This window comes from Neisseria sp. P0004.S004 (assembly GCF_051963335.1).
Classification (GTDB): domain Bacteria; phylum Pseudomonadota; class Gammaproteobacteria; order Burkholderiales; family Neisseriaceae; genus Neisseria.
On the sequence record NZ_JBQCUK010000007.1, the window covers coordinates 40,690 to 66,597 of the forward strand.

A 25,908-nucleotide genomic window follows, 5' to 3' on the forward strand; every position below is an offset into this window, starting at 1 on the left:
TCCATTTAAATGGAAAAATTAATCGACACCTTTGAGCATGCGGTTCAATACCGGGGCGAGTACCAACAGGATACCGCAGGTTACCGCGCCGATGGTGGCCAGCATCCAGTAGAAATCCAATGGCGACTGAGCATTGTAGTAGTCTTTAAACAACACTCCGCCCAAGGTAAAGCCGATGGACAATGCCAAGAAATTCAAAGCAACCATTTGTGTTTTAAACATGCTCGGTGCGATTTTGGTAGAAAACGACAGCGAAATCGGCGACAGCATCAGCTCGCCTATCGTAATCGCCAGCAACACCAGCATAAACACGATAATCGGCATCGGGGTTCCGGATGAAATATACGGAATAAAACTCAAATAAGAGACGCCGGTTACCAACATGGCCAGTGCAAACTTCAACGGCGTTTTAGGTTGGCGTTTGCCCATTTTCGTCCACACCGCCGCCATCACGCCGGAAAAGAGGACCACCCACATGGCCTGTATCGAATCTTTCCATGAAACAGGCACGGTAAAGCCGAAGAAAGTACGGTCCACCGTTTCGTCAAAATAGACCGTCGCAACGGTGTACACCTGAAACCAAACCGCCCAGAACATACAAATGGTCAAAAACAGCGGAATATAGGCCACAATATAGCGTTTATTAGCCGCTTCAACGTGGCTGCTGCCCAACAGTCGCGCGAAATAAGCGACGACGGTAACGATAACCACGCCCAAGAGCCAGCGGGAGAAGTTTTCAAGGGTGAGTGCGCCGGAAGCAATCACGCTGCCCAACACCAAAATCAGCAACACACCGACAGCCATGGCGGTATGCACCTTTTCAGGGCGCAACGGATTGGGAACCGGCGTATGCGGCAGGTTTTTACGGCCGCGCGAATACCACAGCAGGCCGAATGCCATACCGACGGCCGCCGCGCCGAAACCGTAATGGAAACCCATCCTGTCTTGCAAAATACCGGTCAACAACGGGCCTAAGAAGCCGCCGATATTGATAGAAATATAGAAAATAGAGAAACCGGCATCACGCAATTCGCGCAGGTCTTCCCGTTCATACAAAGAACCGACCATCGAACCGGCAGACGATTTCACGCCGCCGCTGCCCAGCGCGATAAACACCAAGCCCAGCAGCAATCCCATCAAACCCGGCACAATCGCCAATAAAATATGGCCGGTCATCACGACGATGCCGGCGATAAACAGGGTACGCTCCGCACCCCAAATGCGGTCGGCCAACCACGCACCGAGAATGGTGGACAGGTAAACGCTGCCACCGTACGCGCCGACAATGCCGCCGGCCAAGGCTTTATCCATACCCAAACCGCCTTGATTCGCGGTGTAATACAGATAAATCAGCAGGATGCCCTGCATACCGTAGAAGGAAAAACGCTCCCACAGCTCAATATGGAATAGGGTGGATAATTGCAAAGGATGGCCGAAGAAAGTTTTCTCGGCAGAAGACAGCTTTTGACCGGACATTTAATAAGTTCTCCTAATTATATTGGACAGGATCAGACTTCAGACGGCCTATTGCACCTACCAATCATTTTTATAGAAACTATATATTACCGCCAATCTTTGCATTTGCAAAACATGTTTTAATATTTGCAAAATATTGTTTCTTTCAAACTGAAAAATGCCGTCTGAAATCTTTCAGACGGCATTTTATGTTTTATGGTTTATACGCCTTGTTTCAGACTGGCTTCGATGAAGCCGTCCAAGTCGCCGTCCAATACGGCTTTGGTATTGCCGACTTCGTAGCCTGTGCGCAAGTCTTTAATGCGTGAGGAGTCCAAGACGTACGAACGGATTTGGCTGCCCCAACCCACATCGGACTTGCCGTCTTCCAATGCCTGTTTCTCTTCGTTGCGTTTGCGCATTTCCAATTCGTACAGTTTGGATTTCAACATTTCCATCGCGGCGGCTTTGTTGGCGTGTTGCGAGCGGTCGTTTTGACACTGCACCACAATTCCCGTCGGCTCGTGGGTAATACGCACGGCGGAGTCGGTTTTGTTAATGTGCTGACCGCCGGCACCGGATGCGCGGTAAGTGTCGATGCGCAAGTCGGCCGGGTTGATTTCGATTTCGATGGAATCGTCGATTTCGGGGTACACGAACACGGATGAAAAAGACGTGTGTCGTTTGTTGTTGGAGTCAAACGGCGAGTAGCGCACCAAGCGGTGAACGCCGGTTTCGGTACGCAGCAAGCCGTAGGCGTATTCGCCTTCCACGCGGATGGTGGCGCGGTTGATGCCCGCGATTTCGCCGTCGTCTTCTTCGAGGATTTCGATTTTGAAGCCTTTGCGCTCGGCGTAGCGGCTGTACATGCGGAACAGCATGCCCGCCCAGTCTTCGGCTTCGGTACCGCCCGCGCCTGCGGTGATGTCGATAAAGCAGTTGTTCGGGTCGGCAGGATGGTTGAACATTCGTTTGAATTCGAGGTCGGCCATTTGTTTTTCCAAACCGGCCACATCTTCCTGCACGGCGGCGAAACCTTCTTCGTCGTTTTCTTCAACGGCCATTTCGATCAGCATGCGGTTGTCTTCGATGCCTGAGGCGATGTTGTCGAGGGTCAACACGATGCCTTCGAGGATTTTGCGCTCTTTGCCGATTTCTTGGGCGCGTTTGGGGTCGTTCCAGAGTTCCGGGTCTTCGGAGAGGCCGATGACTTCTTCCAATCGGTCTTTCTTGCCCTGATAGTCCATATAGACGCGGATGTCTTCGCTGCGCTTCTCCAAGTCGTTTAGGGTGTTGTTAAGCTGGTTGATTACTTCGGCTTCCATGATTCTTGTGTTCTTTCAAAATTTTAGGGGCGTATTGTAAGGGATTTGCCTGTTTTTTTCCATGACCGGGTCGTCTGAAAATGTGCGGTTTGGATTTTCAGACGGCCTCGGTTTTGAATTTTTCCAACCAAATCCGCCAGTCGTTGTCTATCGGCGCTTGTACGGTTATCCGGCTGCCGTCTTCTATGCTTTGAAAACTGAGGCTTCGCGCGTGCAACATCAGGCGTTGCGTGCCGATATGTTCGGCAACGGCATGATTTTGGCGCAAATCGCCGTAGTTGGTGTCGCCGACGATGGGGTGGAAAATGTGTTTCATATGGCGGCGGAGTTGGTGTTTGCGGCCGGTGTGCGGCGTAAGTTTGGCCCACGAATAACGCGAAGTCGGATAACGCAGGGCGGATTGGAACGGCAACTCGGTTTGCGCCAGACAGCGGTAGGCGGTTTGCGCTTCCTGCAATGTGGCTTCGGTCTGCGCTTCGGCGATTTTGTCGGGCATATATTTGAGGGCGTAATCAATCAGGCCGTCTGAAGGCAGATGGCCGCGAACGATCGCCCAATAGGTTTTTTCGATGGTTTTGTTTTCAAACTGCTGCGTCAATAATCGTGCGGCTTCCGTATCGAGTGCAAACAGCAAGACGCCGGAAGTCGGGCGGTCGAGGCGGTGGACGGGATAGACGTGCTGCCCGATTTGGTCGCGCAGGGTCTGCACGGCAAAACGGGTTTCATGTTTGTCTAACCAGCTTCGGTGCACCAGCATTCCGGCAGGTTTGTTGACGGCGATGGTGCGGCTGTCGCGGTGGATAATATCGAGCATGGCGGAGCAGTTGAATAAAAGCAGATATTGTAACGGGCTTTTGAAAATGTGGCAGGTACACTTGCCGCCGAAACCCGACTTTCAGACGGCCCGCCCCTTTCGGGTTACAATACGGCACACAAAAAAACGAAGGAAAAGCCGTGAGCCTACTCAAAAAACTGCCCAAACCCATGCTGCCCGACGAAACACGCCGCGATATTCAGGCGCGTGAGTCGTATCATGTATTGAAGATTATTTCCGAATTTGTCGAAGCCGGCGAAGAATTACGCGCCATTCAGCCGGCCGTCAGCATTTACGGCAGCGCGCGCACGCCCGAAAACCATCCCGACTACGCGTTCACATTGCGCTTGGCACGCAAACTGTCGGATGCCGGATTTTCCGTGATTTCCGGCGGCGGACCGGGCATTATGGAAGCAGCCAACAAAGGCGCGTTTGCAGGCGCAAGTCCGGCAGTGGGGCTGAATATCGTGTTGCCGCACGAGCAAAAAGCCAATCCGTATCAAGATTTGTCGATTAAATTCCAACACTTCTTCCCACGCAAAGTCATGTTCGTCAAACACGCCGTGGCGTATGTCGTCATGCCCGGCGGTTTCGGCACATTGGACGAATTGTTTGAAAGCCTGACTTTGGTGCAAACCGGCAAAACGCCCGACCGCCCGATTATCTTAGTAGGCAAAGCATTTTGGGCGGGACTGTTGGACTGGATACGCGAGCAGTTGCTGGGCAGAAACCTGATTTTGGAAGAGGACTTGAACCTGATCCGCGTCATCGACGACGAAGACGAAATCATCGAAGAAATCTTCGCCCATTACGAAAACCGCTTGGAAGACTTGTCCGAACACCAAAATGCTTGGTCGCTGGGGCTGTAAAAAACTAAGGTTTCAACTGAAAAAGCAGTTATCCCGCCTGCCCTTTGCTTCATGAATAAAGGCCGTCTGAAAATGTTTTCAGACGGCCTTTTATCTTCTTTCAAAGCGTTTAATTGTTTTCCCACTCGACATGCTCACTCAAGAAACCGCCGCTTTGGTGCGCCCAAAGTTTGGCGTACAGGCCTTGTTTCGCGAGCAACTCGGTGTGGCTGCCTTCTTCGATGATGCGGCCTTTGTCCAAGACGATGAGGCGGTCCATCGCGGCGATGGTGGAGAGGCGGTGGGCGATGGCAATCACGGTTTTGCCTTCCATCATTTTGTCGAGGCTTTCTTGGATGGCGGCTTCGACTTCGGAGTCGAGCGCGCTGGTGGCTTCGTCAAGCAACAGAATCGGCGCGTCTTTAAGCATGACGCGGGCGATGGCGATGCGTTGGCGCTGGCCGCCGGAAAGTTTCACGCCGCGTTCGCCGACGTGTGCGTCATAACCGCGCCGGCCTTTGGCGTCGGAAAGGTTGGGGATGAAGTCGGCGGCTTCGGCGCGTTCGGCGGCGGAAATCATTTCGGCGTCTGTGGCATCGGGGCGGCCGTAGATAATGTTGTCGCGCACGGAGCGGTGCAGCAGGGAAGTGTCTTGCGTCACCAGACCGATTTGGGCGCGCAAGCTTTCTTGGGTCACGCTGTCCACGTTTTGTCCGTCGATCGAAATCGTGCCGCTTTGCGGTTCATAAAAGCGCAGGAGTAGGTTGACGATGGTGGATTTGCCTGCGCCGCTGCGGCCGATCAAGCCGACTTTTTCGCCGGGTTTGATGTTCAGGTTAAAGCCGTTGAGGAGCGGTTTGCCTGCTTCGTAGGAGAAATCGACGTGTTCAAACTTGATTTCGCCCCGGGTAACTTTCAGCGGCAGGGCTTGCGGCTTATCGAGGATGGTGTGGGGTTTGGACAGGGTGACCATGCCGTCGTTGACGGTACCGATGTTTTCAAACAATCGGGCGGATTCCCACATGATGTATTGCGACAAACCGTTCACGCGCAATGCCATGGCCGTGGCGGTGGCGACCGCGCCCACGCCGACTTGGCCGTGATACCAAAGCCAAATACCCAAGGCAGTCGTACCGACGGTCAGCGAGCTGTTGACGATAAAACTGCAGGTGTGAAGCAGCGTTGCCAAACGCATTTGGGCATGGACGGTTACCATAAATTCTTCCATCGACTGCTTGGCATAAGCGGCCTCGCGTGCGCCGTGGGAGAAGAGTTTGACGGTGGCGATATTAGAGTAGGCGTCGGTAATGCGGCCGGTCATCAGCGAGCGCGCATCGGCCTGACGCGCAGCGGTTCTGCCGAGCTTGGGAATCAGGAAACGCATAATCATGGCAAATCCAATCATCCAGCAAATAAACGGCACGATAAGCCAAGCATCGAATGAGGACAGAATCACGCCGGAAGTGATGAAGTACACCAACACATACACAACCATATCGGCAACGGTCATCACGACATCGCGCAGCGCCAGCGCGGTTTGCATGACTTTGGCGGACACGCGGCCGGCAAACTCGTCCTGATAAAAGCCCAGGCTTTGACCCAGCATCAGGCGGTGGAAATTCCAGCGCAGGCGCATGGGGAACACGCCTTGCAGGGTTTGCAGGCGCACATTGGAAGCGAAAAAGGTCCAAACGGCAAAAAATGCCACCATGGCCATCATGCCGATTAATGCATGGCCTTTTTCAACAAAAAGCGTTTGCGGCGTATACGTGCCGAGCCAATCAACCACCTTGCCCATAAATTGGAACATCAAGGCTTCCATGATGCCGACGCCGACCGTAAACACGGCCAACACGGCAATCCATTTGCGCACGCCTTCGATGTTGCTCCAAATAAACCGCCACAACCCTTTTTCAGGCGTTTTCGGGGCGGCTTCGGGATAAGGGTCGATGCGGGACTCGAACCATGAGAATATTTTTTTAATCATTGTTTTTGCAAATTTGATAAGACGGCCAGGCCGTCTGAAAAGGATAACTCAAATACATTCAAGACTGTATTTTACGGTAAAAATCCGACTGATGACAGCAGATACCGTCAGTCCGACCAAACCAATCTATCGATTTGGCCATCTAAAAATCCCTTTTCTTTGCCCAAAACAAAGGCCGTCTGAAACTTTTCAGACGGCCTTTGCCGGATTGGGCTTAACCCTAAAAACTACTCTTTACGTTGGCGGCCCAAATCGGCAGCGGCAGTAAACAAAACGTCGGTGGAAGAGTTCAACGCCGTTTCAGCAGAGTCTTGAATCACGCCGATAATCATGCCGACGCCGACGACGCGCATGGCGAAGTCGTTGTCGATGCCCAAGAGGCTGCAGGCGACGGGGATCAGCAGCAGCGAGCCGCCGGCAACGCCGGATGCGCCGCATGCGCCGACGGTGGCGACGAGGCTCAGGAGCAGGGCGGTTGGGTAATCGACGACGATGCCTTTGGTATAGGCGGCCGCCATGGCTAAGACGGTGATGGTAATCGCTGCGCCTGCCATGTTGATGGTTGCGCCCAGAGGGATGGAGACGGAGTAGGTGTCTTCATGTAAGCCGAGTTTCTTCGCCAATGCCATGTTGACGGGGATGTTGGCGGCGGAGGAGCGAGTGAAGAAGGCGTAGAGTCCGCTTTCGCGCAGGCAGGTGAAGACGAGTCCGTAAGGGTTTTTGCGGGTTTGCGACCAGACGATGAGCGGGTTCACGACAAGGGCGATGAATGCCATGCTGCCGAGCAGGACTGCCAGCAGGCGTCCGTAGCTGAGGAAGGCGGCAAAGCCGGTTTCGGCGACGGTTTGGGAGACCAATCCGAAAATGCCCAAGGGGGCGAAGCGGATAACCCATTGCACGACGGTGGTAACGGCTTCGGAGAGGTCGGAGACGACTTGGCGGGTGGTGTCGGAGCCGTGGTGGCGCAATGCGGAGCCTAAAACCAATGCCCATGCAAGAATGCCGATGTAGTTGGCTTGCACGATGGCGTTAATCGGGTTGGACACGAGCTTCATCAAAAGCTCTTTGAGGACTTGGACGATGCCGGAGGGCGGTGCGAGGGTGGAGGCAGCTACGTCTTTAAACACCAGTGCGGTCGGGAATGCCATACTGGCGGCAACGGCGACTGCGGCGGCGGCAAATGTGCCGACGAGATACAGAATAATGATGGGTTTGATTTTGGCTTCGCCGCCTTTGCGGTATTGCACCAGCGCGGCGGTTACCAAGACAAACACCAATACGGGGGCGACGGCTTTCAATGCGCCGACGAACAATTCGCCGAGCAGCCCGACGTTCATGCCTGCTTTCGGGGAGATGGTACCGACCAATACGCCCAACATTAAACCGATGATAATTTGCGGTACGAGTCCGATACGGTTGACTGCGTTCAGCAGTGGATTGCCACTTGCCATATCTGTTCCTTCACAATTTAAAGATATGTTAAAAAAGTCTTACATTCTAAAATAAAAAATCATTTGTCGGCGAGGTTTTCATGCACACCTCACAAAAACAGCATTAAATTTTAGCATTTATAACACATTTGGTTCTTTATACCAAAAATACAGCCAAACTTATGCAAGACCTGCTTAAAAGCATACCCATACCGTTGCCTTATCCCTCTGTATCTTGATTTCAGACGGCCTGAAACCTGCACCATAAGGCCGAACACAAAGGCAACTTCATCAGTCAAAATACAAAAACATAAATATTACAATCAGATAGAAACAAACCAAAATCTTCCCTTAAGTCGCATTTGGCAACATTATCGCGCTAAATTTCCGTTTATAACCATAGTCTGAAAGCTTGCAGAAATAATGTTAAAATCCCCAAACTGAAGAATTGTCGCTGTCGAACACACATCATGACCAAACTGACCTACCCTGTTTTATTTGCATCATTGGCGCTTGCCTACGGACACGCGTTGGCAGTAGATACTTCCGTTCCCAAAGCGGAAGACTACGAGGCCGTCCCCGAATCCGAAATGCCCAAGCAGCCCAAAGACGACCAAACAGGCAAACTCAAGCCCAAATTCCCCGTCAAAATCGACACTCAAGACAGCGAAGTCAAAGAAATGCTTGAAGAATACCTGCCGCTGATTACCCAACAGCAGGACGAAGAGCTGGACAAAGAGCAAGTCGGCTTCCTCGCCGAAGAGGCGCCCGACAACGTCAAAACCATGCTCCGGACCAAAGGCTACTTCAACAGCAACGTCAATATTCAAGACCACGGCGACAGCTACACCGTCAACGTTACCCCCGGTCCGCGCACCAAAATCGACAACGTCAGCGTGGCCATCCTCGGCGACGTATTGAATGACGAAAACCTGGCCGAGTACTACCAAAATGCGATGGAAAACTGGCAGCAGCCCATTGGCGAAAACTTCGACCAAGACGGCTGGAATGCGAGTAAAACCTCCGTCCTCAGCGCGGTAACGCGCAAAAAATACCCCTTGGCGAAACTCACCACCACCCAGGCCACCATCAATCCCAATACGCAAAAGGCCGACTTAAACGTCATCGTGGAGAGCAACCGCCCGATTTACTTCGGCGAGTTCCAAATCACCGGCACGCGCCGCTACCCTGAGAGCGTGGTTTCCGGCATGGCACGTTTCCAACCCGGTTCGCCTTACGACTTAGACAAAATCCTCGACCTGCAACAGGCGCTCGAACAAAACGGCCACTATTCCGGCGCGTCCGTACAAGCCGACTTCGACCAACTGCAAGGCGACCGCGTTCCCGTCAAAATCAACGTGACTGAAGTCAAACGCCACAAACTGGAAACCGGTATCCGCTACGACTCCAAATATGGAATCGGTGGCCGCATCGCCTATGACTATTACAACCTCTTCAACAAAGGCTACATCGGCTCGGTCGTTTGGGACATGGACAAATACGAAACCACGCTGGCCGCCGGTATCAGCCAGCCGCGCAACAACCGCGGCAACTACTGGACAAGCAACGTTTCCTACAACCGCTCGACCACGCAAAACCTTGAAAAACGCGCCCTGTCCAGCGGCATTTGGTATGTCCGCGACCGTAACAATATCGATGCCCGCTTCGGCCTCGAATTCATTACCGAAAACCGCAAAGTCCCCGACACCAGCTACGATTTGGGCCGAAGCCATGCCACCATGCTGACCGCCTCATGGAAACGGCAAAGCATCGAAACCGAGCTGCATCCTCAAAACGGCTACTACCTCGACGGCAAAATCGGCTCGACCTTGGGCAAATTCCTCTCCTCCACCCAAATGGCGCGCGCTACGGCACGGGCAGGCTATTTCTTCACGCCTGAAAACAAAAAAATCGGTACATTCATCGTACGCGGACAGGCCGGCTACGTTTATGCCCGCGAAGGCGAAGAAGTGCCTTCCAGCCTGATGTTCCGCACCGGCGGCGCGACTTCCGTACGCGGTTACGAACTCGATAGCATCGGCTTGGCAGGTCCAAACGGCTCCGTCCTGCCGCAACGCGCTTTGGTGGTCGGCAGCCTCGAATATCAATTTCCGGTTACCAAAAGCTTCTCCGGCGCCATCTTCCACGATGTCGGCGATGCGGCAAGCAACTTCAAACACATGACCTTAAAACACGGTACCGGCTTGGGTGTGCGCTGGTTCAGCCCGGTTGCGCCGTTCTCCTTCGACATTGCCTATGGCCATCACGACAAGAAAATCCGCTGGCACATCAGTTTGGGCACAAGGTTTTAAAAACATACTCACCATCCATTCTTTCAGACGGCCTCAGCCATTCCAGGCCGTCTGGACAACAGACAAACAGAAAAATATCATGACCGATACTGCAAACACTTCCACGCCGTCTGAACAACAGCCCGCCCCGCCAAAGCGCAAAAAACGCCTGTTGCGCGGCTTTGTCCTGTCCACCTTGGGCGTATTGACCGTTTCCGCCGGCGCAATCGGCTGGCTGGTCGGCACGGAATCGGGTTTGCGTTTCGGTTTGTACAAAATTCCGTCATGGTTCGGCGTCAAAATCTCTTCGGACACACTGAAAGGCACGCTGATTGAAGGTTTTGAAGGCGACAAATGGTTGATTGAAACAGAAGGTGCGGACATCAAAATCAGCAGCTTCCGCTTTGATTGGAAACCGTCCGAGCTGTTCTGTCCGTCTTTGCATATTACCGAAGTCGTGGCCGGCGACATCGCCATCGTGACCAAGCGCACGCCGCCCAAAGAAGAAGAGCCGTCAAAAGGCCTGCCCGACAGCATAGACTTGCCCGTTACCGCCTATCTCGATCGTTTGGAAACCGGCAAAATCAGCGTGGGCAAGCATTTTGACAAGCAGACCGTCTATCTCGACCATCTGCACGCGGCCTACCATTACGACAAAAAAGAACACCGCCTCCACATCAAAACCGCCGATACGCCCTGGAGCAGCTCGACAGGCGCGGTGGTGCTCGGTTTGAACAAACCTTACGTCCTCAATACCGCCATCTACACCAAAGGCCAGCTTGAGGGCGAAACCATACACGGCACGGTGCGCCTGTGGGGCAGCCTGCAAGACGTATCCACCGACCTGCTGCTCGACGGCGACAACGTTCATTTGTCTGCCAAATCCACCATCCACCCATTCGCCGACAGCCTCAACGAAACCGTCGGTGAAATCCTGGTTAAAGGTTCCAACATCAATCCGCAGGCCTTCCTGCCCAGCCTGCCCAAAGCGCGTCTGAATTTCGACGCCACCACCATTCCGTCCTTTACAGACGGCGTTGCACTGGAAGGCTCGATTGACTTGGAAAACGACCAAGCCGGTTTTGCCGATGAAAACCATATCCCCGTCAAACGCATCCTCGGCGAATTCATCGTCGACGACAAAGGCACGGTCAAAATCGAAGACATCGGCGTCGGCCTGCTCAAAGACGGCAGCATTGATGTATCCGGCTCTATCGACACCGCCCAAGACCAGCTCAAACTCGCACTGGGCATCAACAATACCGGCGCGGACGACTTTGTCCGTCAAAACATCGCAGGCCGTCTGAACGGCAGTATCGACGTCAAAGGCGAAACCTCCTCCCCCGTCGTCAACTGGAATCTCGACAGCGGATTCGCGCGCACAGACGGCATGCTGTTTTTCCAAACCGACAAACAGCTCGGCCAGCGCACGCTCAAGCTCGACAAAGTCCGCCTGATTCCGCAAAACGGCGGCGAACTCAATGCCAAAGGCTCGCTCGAACTCTTCAAAGACCGCAAACTGCAACTGGACATCGTCAGCAAAGCCTTCAACCCTGCGCGCATCGATCCGCAGCTTCCGCAAGGCAGCGTCAACGGCAACATCAACTTGACCGGCATACTGGCGCAAGAAAAATTCGCCGGCAAAATGCAGTTTGCACCGAGTACGCTCAACGGCGTTCCGCTCAGCGGCAAAGCCGACGTCGCCTATGAAAACAAACACCTCTCGCGCGCCCTGACCGACCTTACCCTCGGCAACAACATCGTCAAAACCAACGGCAGCTTCGGCAAAAAAGGCGACCGCCTCAACCTCAACATTACCGCCCCCGATTTGTCGCGTTTCGGCTTCGGCTTGGGCGGCCTGCTCAACGCGCGCGGCTACATCTCCGGCAGCTTTTCAGACGGCCTCAAAACCCTTGAAGCCGATTTGAACGGCGAAGCGCGCAACTTCAAAGTCGCCGATGCCGTCAACATCCGCACCCTCGACTTCAAGCTCAAAGGTTCGCCCGACACCAACCGTCCGCTGAGTGCCGACATCAAAGGTGAACACATCGCCGTCTCCGGCGGTGCGGCCATGATCGACAACGTCAACCTGCTCATCAGCGGCACAGGCTCGCACCACCACATCCGCGGCAACAGCAACATGGCGGTGGACAACAAACGCTACAAGCTCGACCTCGACGCCGCCGGCGGCCTCAACAAAGACCAAACCCAATGGAAAGGCACGGTCGACACGCTCGACATCAGCGGCGCGTTCAACCTCAAACTGCAAAACCGCCTCAACCTCGAAGCCGGCAGCGAACACGTCTCCCTCAGCAGCGCGCGCTGGGCGGCCATGGGCGGCAACCTCAACCTGCAAAATTTCGTTTGGGACAAGAAAGCCGGCATTACCAGTAAAGGCAGCGCACAAAATCTGCACATTACCGAATTGCACAATTTCTACACTCCGCCTATCGAACACAACCTCGTCTTGGGCGGCGACTGGGATTTGGCGTACAGTCAAAACGCGCGCGGCTTCCTCAACATCAACCGTCAAAGCGGCGACATCATTCTGCCGGGCAAAGATCCGAAAAACAAACAGCCTTTGGGACTTTCCGCGCTCGCCCTGCGCACCCGTTTCCAAAACGGCCGCATCGACAGCACGCTGGAAGGCAACACCCGCTTCGGCAAAGTTGACGGCACGCTCGGCATCGCCCAACAGTTCGGCAACAACATCAACAACGCTCCCGTCAGCGGCAAAGTCAATATCAGCGTTCCCGATTTAGGCTCGCTCAAATCCTTTATGCCGGCGACAGCCCAAGGCATTGCAGGCCGTCTGAACGCGACCGCCACCATCGGCGGCCGACTCGGTTCGCCTACCATCAACAGCAACCTCGACCTCCAAACCAATTACGGCCGGGCCGACGGTACCGTCAACATCGGTCAGGGCAGCAGCTTCGACACCGCCCCTCTGAGTGGCAAGCTCAACCTGAATGTTGCCAACCTCGAAGTCTTCCGCAACTTCCTGCCCGTCGGCCAAACCCTCAAAGGCCGTCTGAACGCCGCCGTCAACTTGGCAGGCCGTCTGAACGATCCGCAACTGAGCGGCCTGATTAACGGCGACAACCTCTATTACCGCCATCAAACCCAAGGCCTGATTCTCGATAACGGCGTCTTGCGTTCACGCCTGCAGGGTCAAAAATGGGTGATCGACAGCCTCAAATTCCACCGTGGCGGCACGATTGAGCTCAAAGGTGCGGTCAACCTTGCCAACGCCAACCCCGATGTCGACGTAGACATCGTCTTCGACAAATACCGCACCCTCTCGCGTCCAAACCGCCGACTGCAGCTCTCCGGCGCGGCCAAAGTCCTCTACAATCCGGAAAAAGGCGTCTCGCTCAACGGCACGCTCAACACCGACTACGGCATGTTCGGTTCGCAGAAATCCTCCATGCCGACCCTCGACGATGACGTGGTTGTACTGGGCGAAACCAAAAAAGAAGCAACGGCCACCACGCCGATTAATCTGAACCTTGTCTTGAACATCAACGACAATGTCCGTTTTGTCGGCTACGGCGCAGACGTTACCATCGGCGGCAAACTGACCATCACGTCCCGTCCGGGCGAAGCCGTCCAAGGCGTCGGTACCGTGCGCGTTGTCAAAGGCCGCTACAAAGCCTACGGCCAAGACCTCGACATCACCAAAGGCTCGGTTTCCTTTGTCGGCCCGCTGACCGATCCGAACCTCAACATCCGTGCCGAACGCCGTCTCTCCCCGGTCGGCGCAGGTGTCGAAGTCCTCGGCAGCCTCAGCAATCCGCGCGTGACCTTGGTTGCCAAAGAAGCCATGAGCGAAAAAGACAAACTCTCCTGGCTCATCCTCAACCGTGCCAGCAGTGGCAGCGACGGCGACAACGCCACACTCTCCGCCGCCGCCAGCGCATTGCTTGCCGGCCAAGTCAACGACCGCATCGGCCTCGTGGATGATTTGGGCTTTACCAGCAAACGCAGCCGCAACGCCCAAACCGGCGAGCTCAACCCTGCCGAACAAGTCCTGACCGTCGGCAAACAGCTTACCAACAATCTCTACGCAGGTTACGAATACGGTATCTCCAGCGCCGAACAATCCGTCAAACTCGTGTACCAACTGACCCGCGCCATCCAAGCCATTGCCCGCATCGGCACGCGCTCCTCTGGCGGCGAATTGAAATACACCATCCGCTTTGACAACCTGTTCGGCAAAGACAAACCGGAACCGGAAGAGCAACACTAAAAGCCGTGATAAAGGCCGTCTGAAATTCATCTTTCAGACGGCCTTTATCTTGTTCTACCGTATCAAAATCCGCAGCCATACCTCAAAAAACAAAGGCCAACGGCACAAGTTTGAAAACAAATGCAGCTAAAAAAGTGAGCGGCAAGCCACGGCTTATTCAAGGTTAGCGATAAATCAAGCGGACACAAAAAGGCCGTCTGAAACGGACAGGGGTAGGTTTCAGACGGCCTTTTTTGAATCATCGAAACATCTTGTGCATGGCGTTGCTGATTAATTCGAGCTGTTTCTTATATTCGCGGCAACGGGGACAGAGCGACAGGTGCACGGCAAGGGCAATGCGGTTAAAAAGACTGAGACGCACTTGGTCTTGCTGTTTGGAAATCAGATCAGTTATTTTGCGGCATTTTTTCATGGCGTTTTCCTGTCAGACATGGGAGAACCATTTGATTTGCAGACACTGGCGCAAGGTTTCGCGCGCGCGGTGCATGATGGTGTGATAGTTGGCATGGCTGATGCCGCATTGTTCGCGGATTTCATCGCTTGAAAAACCGAGAATTTCTTTCATGGTAAACACGCGGGCGGTGTTTTCCGGCAGATGGTAGAGGCAAGTCTGCAAAACTTGGTAGAACTCTTTATTGTTCAAACTGGCTTCGGGCGAGTCCCAACCCTGAGGCTGTCCTTCATCCGTCCAATGCCCGTCGGCGGCAAAATGTCCTTCAAAAGCTTCATCCAAGGCTTCCTCGTCGCGCGTGACGAAAACTTGGCGTTGCCGCCCGATTTGGCGCAGGCAGTCGGTAATTTTGTTTTTTAAGATTGCAAACAACCAGCTACTCACTTGTGCATCTCCTTTGAAACCTTCGGCCGCACGGTAGGCGGAAAGCATGGTTTCCTGCACAAGGTCTTCCGCCAAATCGGGGCGGTCGGGCAGCTGGATATGGGCAAAGCGCAGCAGCAGTTTACGGGATTCGGCAAGCTCGGCATCGGTCAGTTCGGGTAGGGCCATAATGTATCAGTATGAAATGAATGATCAATATGCTTCTGATTTTACGCTGATACGGCAAGAGCATGCGATTGAATCTATAAACGATTTCAGTAGTATTTTTGTTTTACCGGAACCGACTGCGCCCGTTTCAGACGGCCTTGATTTATGCTGCAACCAAAATGCCCTGCTCCAACCATTCCGTCCATTTCTGCCTTAATGCGTCCTGCCAAACGTTTTCAGAAGGCATGAACTCTGCCAGCATGGTTTGCAGGCCGTTTAGGGAAGTGGGCGTCTCTGCCAGCGTTTCCAGCAATAAGGCGTCGAAATCGTCGAGCGTTTGATACATCACGTCGTCTTCCTTATCGCGCCACACCAAAACAGCAGTTTCCGCCTCCTGCAATTCGTCGGTCACGTCATACTGATAACGGCGCACAAAGGCGGCGGGAGAAAGGGTATAAGCCAAATCGTCTGAATCGGCAGGCGAGGCTTCGCTGTCGGTTTGAGCGGTTTCGGCGAGCAGCTGGGTGTGTTCAAAGTCCATCAATGCCAAGAGGTCGTCTGAAAGCGGCAGGCTTTGGCAATATCGGAGAAACTCGCCGGGAATTTCTTGAAAATAGGGCGTTTGGGCGCGCGCGTCGCGGACGAAACCTTCTTTCAGACGGCCCCATTCTTCGCTGTCAAAGTATTGCAGCGTTTCGGTATAGCAGCGGTCGATAAAGCTGTGAATATTGTTGCGTATCAGGCGGATATAGACATTCAACCGCTCTTGCGGCAATCCGTCGGCGGCTTTGCCTTCGCGTATGGCTTGGGCAAAGCGGTGTTGATATTGAGCGGAGGTTTCAGGCTGCACGGCGGTATTCCTTTCCGGCACGCGTTTGATAGTCGGCGATTTTGGCGACTTCGGCTTCGAGTTCGGCAAAAGGCGGAAAATTGAAATCGCGTTCCAACAGGGTGGGCGGAATCGTCGGCAGTTTGGCATAGGCCAGTTCGAGCAAATCCCAAACGGTCGGCAATACCGCCGCGCCGTGGGTATCAATCAACAATTCCGGTGTTTCCACATCATGTCCGGCAATATGGATATAGCACACGCGCCCTGCATCCACATTTTCTAAAAAGGCTTCGGGCGACAACAGGCCGTGGTTGACGGCGTTGACGTAAATATTGTTCACGTCCAAATGAATACCGCAGTCGGCTTCACGGGCAACGGCGTTGAGGAACTCGACCTCGTTCATCTCGGCAAGCGGAGAATGCAGGTAGTAGGAGGTGTTTTCTACGGCAATACGGCAGCCCAACCGATCCTGCACTTCGCGGATACGCCGCGCGGTATGTTGCACCATTTCTTCAGTGAAAGGCAGCGGCAACAAATCGTAAAGATGACCGCCATCGTGGCAGTAGCTCAAATGGTCGGAGAAAAACGTGCAATCATAACGGCGCATCATTTCTTTGATTCCGTCTATCAAGGCGGTATCCAACGGGGCTTGTCCGCCCAGCGACATGGATAATCCGTGCAATGCCAGCGGCAGCCGTTCCGCCACGCGGTCAAACTGTTTGCGCGCCCTGCCGCCCATTTTCAGCCAGTTTTCGGGGGCGGCTTCGATAAAGCGTATCGGGCTGTCGTCTGAAAGCGAGAGGAAGTCTTCCGCCAAGTCGCGGCGGTAGCCCAAGCCTGCATGTTGAATCATGGTGATGTCCTGTTATGGTGCCGTATGAACGACAAAGTCGCATTTTCGTTCATAAAATGCGACTTTGTTAAAGGTATGTTGCAGGATTATTTAGAACCGCATTTACCTTCGCCGCATTTGCCTTCTACTACTTTGGCAGCTTTGGCTTTAGATGCTTTGCTTTTTTTAGCATGGGCTTTTTTCATGGCTGCGCCGCAAGAACCTTCACCGGCTTTGGCAGACGCGCCGCAAGTACCTTCGGCAGCTTTAACAGTTTTCTCAACAGCCACGTCGCTGGCGGCTTTATCAGCGGCAACAACGCCGGCAGCCAGAGACAGGGACAGCGCACCGGCCAAAGCAGCAGCTACATTTTTTTTCATTTCAACTTCCTTTTTAAAATATGGGTTTAAATAAATCAAGGGATAATATCGGGCATTTAAAGTCGGCCCGCGACCATTAATCCTTAAAGATAATCCTTAAAGATAATCCTTAAAGAAAATGCTTGATGCGGCAACAGCGTTTCTTCAGCAGTGCATCCAAAGACAGACGGCCTGCGCCCTGCAATAGGACAGGAAATAAAACCACCAAATAAATCAGTGCCATTTTATAACCGTTGTCGCACACATTGTACCCTAAGCCGGCATGTACCGCAGACCATGCGACAGCCGTCACAACCATCAATCCCAGCGCGGACAGCCGCGTTGCCAAGCCGACGATGAGCAGCGCAGGCAAAACCAGTTCCGCCCACATCGCCAAATTCCAGTTGATCGTATCCGGCAACAAATTGAACGGAAAGGGAAATTGACTGTTGATATCTGCAAACCAGTTTTCCCCGTTCCATTTTTCCAAGCCGGATTCAAGAAATTCATACGCAGCAAAAAGCCTGAGCGTCAACAAACCGAAAGCGGCCTGCCAAGAGGGGTTGGATGAGGTGTTCATTTATTTTCCTAATCAATGTGTGTGTCGAATGGGATGGGACAAAAAATCCATCGGCACCATCCCATCTTTCATGCCTGTTTAGACGCGGCAGCTTTAAAAAACTGACGAAATAAATAAAGTTATTTTCTTATTCATTGTTTTATAAAGATTAAAAATTCAAAAGGCCGTCTGAAACACCATGCTTGATTGGGTTTCAGACGGCCTTTGATGATAATCGCAATCCATTAATCCGCTTGTTTGCACAATTCAACAATTTCCGCGCCATATTTGTCGGTTTTTTCCTCATTCATGCCGTGGATTTCCGCCAGCTCCGCCAAATCTTGCGGCCGTCGGGCGGCAATGGCGCGCAGGGTGACTTTGCTGCATATCTGATAGGCTTCGAGACCTTCATGACGGGCAGTATCGATGTTCCACTGAAGCAGGCGGCGCATCAATCGGCGTTTGCGTTTGTCCTCTTCGCTCAGGCCGTCTGAAAACGGGCGGCAGATGTTTAAAATGCCCTCGCCGTATTGTTCGATACGTTTTTCGCCGAGTTTATACACGCCTAAAAGATCGATGGGTTCGGCAGGCGTATTGGTCAGCAAGTCATCCATGCTTTCGTTGGAGAACACCGTTCCCAGTGTGACTTGATCGGCACTTGCCTGCTGCTCGCGCCAAGTTTCCAAAGCCTGTTTTAAGGCCTGTTCGCGCTCGCCCAAGCTGGGGATAACTTGTGTGTTATCTGTGGAAACCGTACCGGCTTCGGCCGTTTCGCAAACGTCGAGTATCTCCAAACCGAATTTATTAATTTTCGCCTCGCCCAAGCCGTAGATTTGATGCAAATCTTCCAAACTTCGGGGCATTTTTTCGACAATATCGCGCAGGGTTTTGTCGCCGCAAACCACATAGGCCGGTACTTCCTCTGCCCGGGCGCGTTGTTGCCGCCATTGGCGTAATGCCTGCCACAAACGCTCTTCGCGCTCGGTGCGCAACCAATCGTCTTTCGGCTTTTGGGTGGCCGTTTTTTCGCGGCGCAGGGGGCGCAGCATGACTTCGGTTTCACCCTTGAGGACTTTTTTGGCCGCGTCGGTCAGCTGCAAGGCTTGATGCTGCTCGACGTTGACAGTGAGATAGCCCAGGCTGATGCACTGGCGGATGACGCTGCGCCATTCCTTGTCGGTCTGTTCGCTGCCAATGCCGAATGTGGATAATTTGTCATGGCCGTTGCGCTGTATCCAATCGTCGCTTTTGCCGCGCAAAAGGTTGGTGATGTAACCGGCGGCAAAACGTTGTCCAGCGCGGTACACGCAGCTGAGTAATTTTTGCACCAACACCGTACCGTCAAACCGTACGGGCGGATGCAGGCAGTTGTCGCAATGGCCGCAGGGTTCGGATTCTTCTCCGAAATGTTTGAGCAGCAGTACGCGACGGCAGGCGGCGGTTTCGCAGACGGAAAGCATGGCATCGAGTTTTTGCATTTCGATTTGCTTTTGCACCTCGTCGCTGTTGCCCTCGGCAATCCGTTCGCGCAGCAACACCCAATCGTTCAAGCCGTAACACAACCAGCTCACGGCAGGCAGCCCGTCCCGGCCGGCGCGCCCCGATTCCTGATAGAAATGTTCGACACTTTGGGGCATATCGAGATGGGCGACAAAGCGCACGTCGGGTTTGTCTATGCCCATGCCGAACGCCACGGTCGCCACCACAATAATATTGTCTTCATGCGTAAAGCGGCGTTGGTTTTCCTCGCGCACGTCCATGCTCAAACCGGCATGATACGGAATCGCCTCCAAGCCGTTTTCACACAAAAACTGCGCCACATCCTCGACTTTTTTGCGGCTTAGGCAATACACAATACCGCTTTGCCCATGCATCTGCTTGCGGATGAAATCCAGCAATTGTTTTTTTCCATTATTTTTTTCGATAACCTGATAATAAATATTCGGGCGGTCAAAGCTGGAAATAAATTCGGGCGCATTGTCCAAATGCAGATAATGCTTGATGTCGGCGCGCGTGGCCGCATCGGCGGTAGCGGTCAGGGCGATGCGCGGGACGTTCGGATAGCGTTCGGCAAGCATGCCGAGCTGTTGATATTCGGGGCGGAAATCGTGTCCCCATTGGCTGACACAATGCGCCTCATCAATGGCAAACAGGCTGACGGTTTGTTGGTCGAGAAAACGCAAAAAGCGGTCGGTAACCAAGCGTTCCGGCGCGACATAAAGCAGTTTCAGACGGCCTTGGGCAAGCTTGTCGGCAATATCGCGCGCCTCATCTGCCGATGTACTGCTGTTGACTGCTGCCGCTTCAATCCCGGCCACATGCAGGCTGGCTACTTGGTCGTTCATCAGCGCAATCAGCGGCGATACGACAACCGCCACGCCTTCGCGCATCAGTGCCGGAATCTGGTAACACAAAGACTTGCCCCCGCCCGTCGGCATCAGCACCATCAAACTCTCGCCGCCGGCCAAAGCATTGACGATAGCCTCCTGCTTGCCACGAAATTCGGGATAACCGAATACTTCGTGCAAAATCTGTTTGGCGGTCGGCTGAGGCATAATGGTTCCGTAAAATAGGGGAAAGCGTTATTTTAACGGTTTTGCACCCGCGTATGTGCGGAACATTTTGCAGCCGCTTTTTCAGACGGCCCAAAATTCAAATTTATAAAACTCATTCAATTTTAAATAAGTATTTATTTTATCTTGAATGAAATAGATGGAGGCCGTCTGAAACCTGATATTAGGATTTCAGACGGCCTTTCAAAAATAAAATCTTTAGGCTTTTTTGACGAACTCAGATTTCAAGTTCATCGCGCTGCCATCAATTTTGCAACCGATATTGTGGTCGCCCTCTTGCAGGCGGATGCCTTTGACTTTGGTGCCTTGCTTGATGACCATAGAGCTGCCTTTGACTTTCAAATCTTTAATCAAGACAACCGTATCGCCATCTTGCAAGACCGCGCCGTTGGCATCTTTGACTTCCAAGGCATCATCGCCGACGGCCGCAGCATCGGCCTCGTTCCACTCATGGGCGCACTCAGGACAAACGTATTGGGCGCCGTCTTCGTAAGTGTATTCGGAGTGGCATTTCGGGCAGGGAGGTAGGGACATGAGGTTTCCTTATAAATATAATAAAAGAAGCGTAAAACGCAAATAATACAATGTCTAAATTATTGATTCGCCTTGCTGCCGCCTACACCGTAAACAGCATTCCACGCCGCATCCAACATCTGGCCGGCTTGTTGCAGCTTGGCATTTTGCTGCTCTTTCTGAGCCAAGGCCGTCTGAATTTCGCCTTTCAAACGGTCAATATCGGATTGCGCAGCCTGCAAACGGCGCTGCGCGCTTTCCAAATCGCTTTGCAGGGAAATGATTTTGCTGTCATTGCTGTTTTGCTCATGCAAAGCGGCACGGTAAACCGATTGGACAGACAGCAAACGGTCTTCCGCCTCACCGGCATACGCCGCGGCGGCAGATAACATCATCAGGGCAAGTAAGGTTTTTTTCATGGGTTTTCCTTTAAAGTTGTTTGATTTGTAAAAGTAAAGCGCAGAGCCGATTTTTCAGCTGTCAAGTTTACATAATAGGCTTATTGGTCTTTGTTCTTGATGGTTTATTTTATCTAATCCGGACATTCAGGCTGATGATAAAAATTAATTCAATCGGCAGTTGTGACAGGCAGGTGGCTATTATTTTCTCATATTCTCCGCCTTATTCCATTATTTTCTGGTTTTATTATAAAAGGCCGTCTGAAACATTTCAGACAGCCTTCCCTTTAATTACGTTTTAAGAACGACTTATCCCCTGTGCTTGTGACTGCGCATACTGTCTTTGCTGTTCTTCATACTCAAAACGCTGCGTCGCTTCCTGAACCTTTGCAAGGCTTTCTTCTATCGGAATATAGGCTGCTGTCTGCATATCCATAGATACTCGATTCAATATGGGATTACGCTCACCAATCAGATACTGTCCGTCTTTTACATTAAACAGCGTGACATCTGTCATTTTTTTGGAATAACCCAACGCAGTAAGAGCCATTGCAGAGTTTTGCAGTTTTGCTTCCTCAATCGGTATCCCATTTTTCTCATGGTATTCGGTTAGATGTCCTTTTACTGCATTGAAAAGATTTTGGGTTTCTGGGGCAAGAGATTGTAGTTTAGATACAAAAAAGGACTGTGAATATTGTAGTAGCTGTTCTTTCTCATTTTTAAATGATAATTTCATTTCCTCAGTAAAAACGCGATTATCTTTCAAATTATTTATCGTCTCTCCTCTTTTTACTGCATCATAGATCCATTTTTCCAATGGATCTTTAGTTTCTCCCTTGATTTTTGCTTGCTCCCATTTGAAATATTCCTTTTGTCCAACGGCATTATTCCATTTATCCATGTTAACTTCTTTTCGCCAATCTTCCATACTCATGTTAGCAGGCTTATTAGAAATATCTTCATGATCATCAAGTATTGCTTTAGCTCGATCACGTCCTATTGCCTTAGATAATTCATGAAATTGATCCTGAAATACAGGGTAAACGATACCAGAACCAGATATTAATGTACTTTCAGCTACTTTTTGAATATTTTGAGTAATAACTGCACTTAAAAGAGCATGTCTATATGCATCATAACTATTATTATGTGGTCTTTTATCATCTTCGCCTGCAAAGCCACCATATTCATTAGCCTTTTTTACTGCATACGACACAAAAGTACTAGGGCTATAATAGTAGTCACTCATTTTCACACTTCCCTAAATTAAAGTTAGAAAAACTTGAATTATTTGATATTTCTGCCTGTAAACAAATATTTTTATTTATGGGATAACAAACTTCGGGTTGTTTGTTCATAGGCCATGATTCAATGTAATAAACCTTCTCAAATTTTCCATTTTTTTTACCCCAAAATATTGTTTTATCTTCTACCATCTTGTAAAAAAATAAATCTTGTCCTAATTTATTTTCAAAATCAGTTTCCAATACATAAGGTTCTTGAATACAAACTTCATCATACCCATTAAAAATCTCGATTAAAGGGATACTATTTTTTCCTTGAATTAATGGAAATAAGTTATTATTTACATTAAAAAATCTAAAAAATAGACAAATAAACACTATTAATATAAATATGAGTACTAGAATAACTTTAAAAGAAATTTTTTTCATAATCATACCCTTATAAAGACGTAATGATTATAGTCTGAAGACTAAATCTGAACAACCCAAAAGGCCGTCTGAAAAATTTTCAGACGGCCTTTTATCATTATTCATGCCTTACGAACGAATCCGTTTCAACACTTCTTCTTTGCCGATTAATGCCAATACGGCATCAACGCTTGGAGTTTTTGCCGTACCGCAGACAGCGAGGCGCAAAGGCATACCGAGTTTGCCCATTTTGATGCCTTCTTCGTCGCAGAAAGGTTTGAAGAGGTCGTGGATGGCTTCGGCGTTCCAGTCTTCCAAACCCTCGAGGCGTTCGGCAAAGCGCAGCATACGGGCGGCGGCTTCATCGTCCCAGTGTTTCTGCACATCTGCTTCGGCAGGGGTTTGTTTGACGTAGAAGTAGAGGCACTCGTCGGCAAGCGTGTTCAGGTCTTGGGCGCGGTCTTTGACCAATGCCAACACGTCTTCCAAAGCGGGCTTGCTGGTTTCATGGATATCGCGCAGGGCGAGGCGGGGTTTGACGAGTTCGGCGAGTTTGTCGTTAGGCGTGATTTTGATGTGTTCGCCGTTGATCCAGTAGAGTTTCTTCAAGTCCATACGGCTTGGAGATGGGGAAACGTCTTTCAAATCAAACCATTCGATGAATTGTTCCATTGTGAAGAATTCGTCGTCGCCGTGCGCCCAGCCCAAACGAGCCAGATAGTTGAGCATGGCTTCGGGCAGGATGCCCATCGCGCCAAAGTCGGTAATAGCAACGGTATCGCCGCTGCGTTTGGAGATCTTTTTGCCTTGCTCGTTGAGAATCATGGGCAGGTGGCCGTATTCGGGCAGGGTGGCGCCAATGGCTTTTAAGATGTTGATTTGTTTCGGGGTGTTGTTCACATGGTCGTCGCCGCGGATAACGTGGGTAACGCCCATGTCGTAGTCGTCCACGACGACGCAGAAGTTGTAAGTCGGCGTGCCGTCGGCGCGGGCGATAATCAGGTCGTCGAGTGCTTCGTTGGGAATGGAGATTTCGCCTTTGACCAAGTCCGTCCATTTGGTGACGCCGTCCAAAGGCGTTTTGAAACGGACGACGGGTTGCACGTCGGCCGGGATTTTGGGCAGGGTTTTGCCTTCTTCCGGACGCCAGCGGCGGTCGTACGTCGCCGTGCCTTCTTTTTCGGCTTTCTCACGCATGGCTTCCAACTCTTCTTTGCTGCAATAGCAGTAGTAGGCATGGCCTTTTTCTAAAAGTTCGGCGATGACTTCTTTGTAGCGGTCGAAACGGCGGGTTTGGTAAACGACGTTGTCGGCATTGTCGTAGTCCAGGCCGACCCATTTCATGCCGTCGAGGATGATGTTGACGGATTCGGCAGTAGAGCGCGCCAAGTCGGTGTCTTCGATACGCAATAGGAACTCGCCTTTATGATGGCGGGCAAACGCCCATGAGAACAGGGCGGTGCGTACGCCGCCGATGTGCAGGTAGCCGGTGGGGCTGGGGGCGAAACGGGTTTTGACGGTCATGATGGCTCCAAAATCTTTTAAAATGGTTATTTTACTTTTTCGGCAAGGTTTAAACAATGTAAGGCCGTCTGAAAATAATGTCGGCGCAGAAGGACCGTCTGGGAACTTTTCTCCTGAAAACAAAACAAATGATAATCATTTCTTTGAAAGTATCCGCTCATGAACAAACGCGCTTTATTTGCCGCCCTCGCCCTCCTGCCCCTTTTTGCCCAAGCCGAAATCAAAACTATCAAAGACGTATTGGGACGCGAAGTCAAAGTCGATGTCCCTGTCAAACGCGCGGTTTTGGCGTTTTACTATCCCGACTATATCGCGGTAACGGGCGCGGACAAATTTAAAAACGTCATCGGCATTTCGCGTGAGTTTTGGGAGAAATTCAATCCCGGCAGCTGGGCGATGTTCAAACAGAAGCTGCCTACGCTGCAAAACATTGCCGACATCGGCAACATCAGCACCGGCACGTTTTCACTGGAGAAAACGCTCGCGCTCAAGCCGGACGTATTGATTCTGGCCGACTGGCAGTATAAGGCCGTCGCCACCCATCTGCCGCGCATTAAAGCGGCAGGCATACCCGTCGTCGTGGTCGATTTCAACGCCGAAACCGTCGCGCGGCACACGCGCAGTGCGGAAATTTTCGGCGAACTCAACGGTACGCAGGCGCGCGCCCAAAAAATTGCCGCCGAATACGCCCGAGGCATTGCCGACATCCAAAAACGCGTCGCACGCGCCAAGCAGTCCAAACCGAAAATCTATATCGAGTTCGGCGACAAAGGCCCGTCCGAATACAGCTACACCTTCGGCAAAGATATGTGGGGCGCGATTGCCGACACAGCAGGCGGCAACAATATCGCCGCGCCTTACGTTAAAAACTGGGGACCGGTAAACCCTGAAAAATTCCTGACGGCCAAACCCGACGTCATCGTCATTTCGGGGACGGAAAACGGCCATAAAGACAAGCCTGACATTATGGCGATGGGCATAGGCATCAGCCAGGCCGATGCGCAACGCCGACTGGCCGGATTTGTCAAACGCAAAGGCTGGGCAGACATTCCTGCCGTCAAAAACAAACGCGTTTACGGCATCTACCACACCGCCTCCCGCTCGCTCACCGATTTGGCCAGCGCGCAATTTATCGCCAAAACCCTGTATCCGCAGCAGTTTGCCGACATAGACCCAAACAAGACCTATCTGGACTTCTACCGCAAATACCTGCCCGTCGTGCCGGACGGTACGTTTTACATCCGATTGAAATAGCGGCTGCAAAAATCATAGGCTCAGGCCGTCTGAA

Annotated in this window: 21 protein-coding genes; 4 read left to right on the forward strand and 17 right to left on the reverse strand. The window is 51.9% G+C overall.

All coding sequences use genetic code 11. The features are described from left to right. Nucleotides 1-18: 18 nt before the first annotated feature. From ACTHRY_RS07395 to truC, 3 genes are all read right to left on the reverse strand, one after another. Nucleotides 19-1,476: an oligopeptide:H+ symporter gene (locus tag ACTHRY_RS07395; protein ID WP_049323670.1), complete on the reverse strand. Its 1,458-nt coding sequence runs from the start codon at nt 1,474-1,476 to the stop codon at nt 19-21. Between the two features lie 200 nt (nt 1,477-1,676). Then, on the reverse strand, nt 1,677-2,780 hold the full coding sequence (prfB, locus tag ACTHRY_RS07400; protein ID WP_049323671.1) for a peptide chain release factor 2: 1,104 nt from the start codon (nt 2,778-2,780) through the stop codon (nt 1,677-1,679). A 97-nt stretch (nt 2,781-2,877) separates the two neighbouring features. Next, nucleotides 2,878-3,594: a tRNA pseudouridine(65) synthase TruC gene (truC, locus tag ACTHRY_RS07405; protein ID WP_049323673.1), complete on the reverse strand. Its 717-nt coding sequence runs from the start codon at nt 3,592-3,594 to the stop codon at nt 2,878-2,880. Nucleotides 3,595-3,734: 140 nt separating this feature from the next. On the opposite strand from truC, the gene ACTHRY_RS07410 reads away from it, so the two are divergent. Continuing rightward, complete coding sequence (locus tag ACTHRY_RS07410; protein WP_003747857.1) at nt 3,735-4,463, forward strand: TIGR00730 family Rossman fold protein; 729 nt, start codon at nt 3,735-3,737, stop codon at nt 4,461-4,463. A 109-nt stretch (nt 4,464-4,572) separates the two neighbouring features. Here the strand turns inward: ACTHRY_RS07410 and ACTHRY_RS07415 are convergent, their stop codons facing one another. Together ACTHRY_RS07415 and sstT are read right to left on the reverse strand one after the other, a co-directional pair. Then, a complete protein-coding gene (locus ACTHRY_RS07415) occupies nt 4,573-6,429 on the reverse strand; it encodes an ABC transporter ATP-binding protein (RefSeq protein ID WP_049323675.1) in 1,857 nt (618 codons plus the stop codon). Between the two features lie 227 nt (nt 6,430-6,656). Beyond that, complete coding sequence (gene sstT, locus ACTHRY_RS07420; protein ID WP_049323676.1) at nt 6,657-7,880, reverse strand: serine/threonine transporter SstT; 1,224 nt, start codon at nt 7,878-7,880, stop codon at nt 6,657-6,659. Nucleotides 7,881-8,329: 449 nt separating this feature from the next. Between sstT and ACTHRY_RS07425 the strand changes: the two genes are divergently transcribed. Further along, nucleotides 8,330-10,171 (forward strand): autotransporter assembly complex protein TamA, encoded by a 1,842-nt coding sequence (locus ACTHRY_RS07425; RefSeq protein WP_440374156.1) that lies wholly within the window; start codon nt 8,330-8,332, stop codon nt 10,169-10,171. Nucleotides 10,172-10,250: 79 nt separating this feature from the next. Next, complete coding sequence (locus ACTHRY_RS07430) at nt 10,251-14,399, forward strand: translocation/assembly module TamB domain-containing protein (protein WP_440374157.1); 4,149 nt, start codon at nt 10,251-10,253, stop codon at nt 14,397-14,399. A 238-nt stretch (nt 14,400-14,637) separates the two neighbouring features. On the opposite strand, the gene ACTHRY_RS07435 is transcribed toward ACTHRY_RS07430, so the two are convergent. The 12 genes from ACTHRY_RS07435 to gltX all read right to left on the reverse strand — a co-directional run bounded on the left by ACTHRY_RS07435 (nt 14,638) and on the right by gltX (nt 24,620). Continuing rightward, complete coding sequence (locus tag ACTHRY_RS07435) at nt 14,638-14,811, reverse strand: hypothetical protein (RefSeq protein ID WP_049323681.1); 174 nt, start codon at nt 14,809-14,811, stop codon at nt 14,638-14,640. Between the two features lie 12 nt (nt 14,812-14,823). Beyond that, on the reverse strand, nt 14,824-15,402 hold the full coding sequence (locus ACTHRY_RS07440; protein WP_049349246.1) for a sigma-70 family RNA polymerase sigma factor: 579 nt from the start codon (nt 15,400-15,402) through the stop codon (nt 14,824-14,826). A gap of 142 nt (nt 15,403-15,544) precedes the next feature. Next, a complete protein-coding gene (locus ACTHRY_RS07445; protein WP_440374158.1) occupies nt 15,545-16,231 on the reverse strand; it encodes an HvfC family RiPP maturation protein in 687 nt (228 codons plus the stop codon). After that, entirely contained in the window at nt 16,221-17,063 is an 843-nt protein-coding gene (locus ACTHRY_RS07450; protein ID WP_049323685.1) for an HvfB family MNIO-type RiPP peptide maturase, read from the reverse strand. The genes ACTHRY_RS07445 and ACTHRY_RS07450 overlap by 11 nt, the downstream gene beginning before the upstream one ends. An 86-nt stretch (nt 17,064-17,149) precedes the next feature. Then, the gene (locus tag ACTHRY_RS07455) at nt 17,150-17,422 is read right to left on the reverse strand and encodes a hypothetical protein (RefSeq protein ID WP_049323686.1); all 273 of its coding nucleotides are present in this window, start codon (nt 17,420-17,422) and stop codon (nt 17,150-17,152) included. Nucleotides 17,423-17,531: 109 nt separating this feature from the next. Beyond that, the gene (locus tag ACTHRY_RS07460; RefSeq protein ID WP_049323687.1) at nt 17,532-17,981 is read right to left on the reverse strand and encodes an HvfX family Cu-binding RiPP maturation protein; all 450 of its coding nucleotides are present in this window, start codon (nt 17,979-17,981) and stop codon (nt 17,532-17,534) included. Nucleotides 17,982-18,205: 224 nt separating this feature from the next. Then, on the reverse strand, nt 18,206-20,515 hold the full coding sequence (gene recQ / locus ACTHRY_RS07465; protein ID WP_440374159.1) for a DNA helicase RecQ: 2,310 nt from the start codon (nt 20,513-20,515) through the stop codon (nt 18,206-18,208). Between the two features lie 216 nt (nt 20,516-20,731). After that, the gene (locus ACTHRY_RS07470; protein ID WP_440374160.1) at nt 20,732-21,067 is read right to left on the reverse strand and encodes a zinc ribbon domain-containing protein YjdM; all 336 of its coding nucleotides are present in this window, start codon (nt 21,065-21,067) and stop codon (nt 20,732-20,734) included. Nucleotides 21,068-21,126: 59 nt separating this feature from the next. Beyond that, a complete protein-coding gene (locus ACTHRY_RS07475; protein WP_004519158.1) occupies nt 21,127-21,465 on the reverse strand; it encodes a hypothetical protein in 339 nt (112 codons plus the stop codon). A 277-nt stretch (nt 21,466-21,742) separates the two neighbouring features. Continuing rightward, nucleotides 21,743-22,693 carry a hypothetical protein gene (locus ACTHRY_RS07480; RefSeq protein ID WP_003747822.1) on the reverse strand — a complete coding sequence of 317 codons (951 nt, stop codon included), beginning with the start codon at nt 22,691-22,693 and terminating at the stop codon, nt 21,743-21,745. Beyond that, entirely contained in the window at nt 22,686-23,117 is a 432-nt protein-coding gene (locus ACTHRY_RS07485) for a hypothetical protein (protein WP_440374161.1), read from the reverse strand. The genes ACTHRY_RS07480 and ACTHRY_RS07485 overlap by 8 nt, the downstream gene beginning before the upstream one ends. A 108-nt stretch (nt 23,118-23,225) precedes the next feature. Next, a complete protein-coding gene (gene gltX, locus ACTHRY_RS07490) occupies nt 23,226-24,620 on the reverse strand; it encodes a glutamate--tRNA ligase (RefSeq protein WP_440374162.1) in 1,395 nt (464 codons plus the stop codon). Nucleotides 24,621-24,779: 159 nt separating this feature from the next. Between gltX and ACTHRY_RS07495 the strand changes: the two genes are divergently transcribed. Then, the gene (locus ACTHRY_RS07495; RefSeq protein ID WP_440374163.1) at nt 24,780-25,874 is read left to right on the forward strand and encodes an ABC transporter substrate-binding protein; all 1,095 of its coding nucleotides are present in this window, start codon (nt 24,780-24,782) and stop codon (nt 25,872-25,874) included. Nucleotides 25,875-25,908 lie beyond the last annotated feature (34 nt).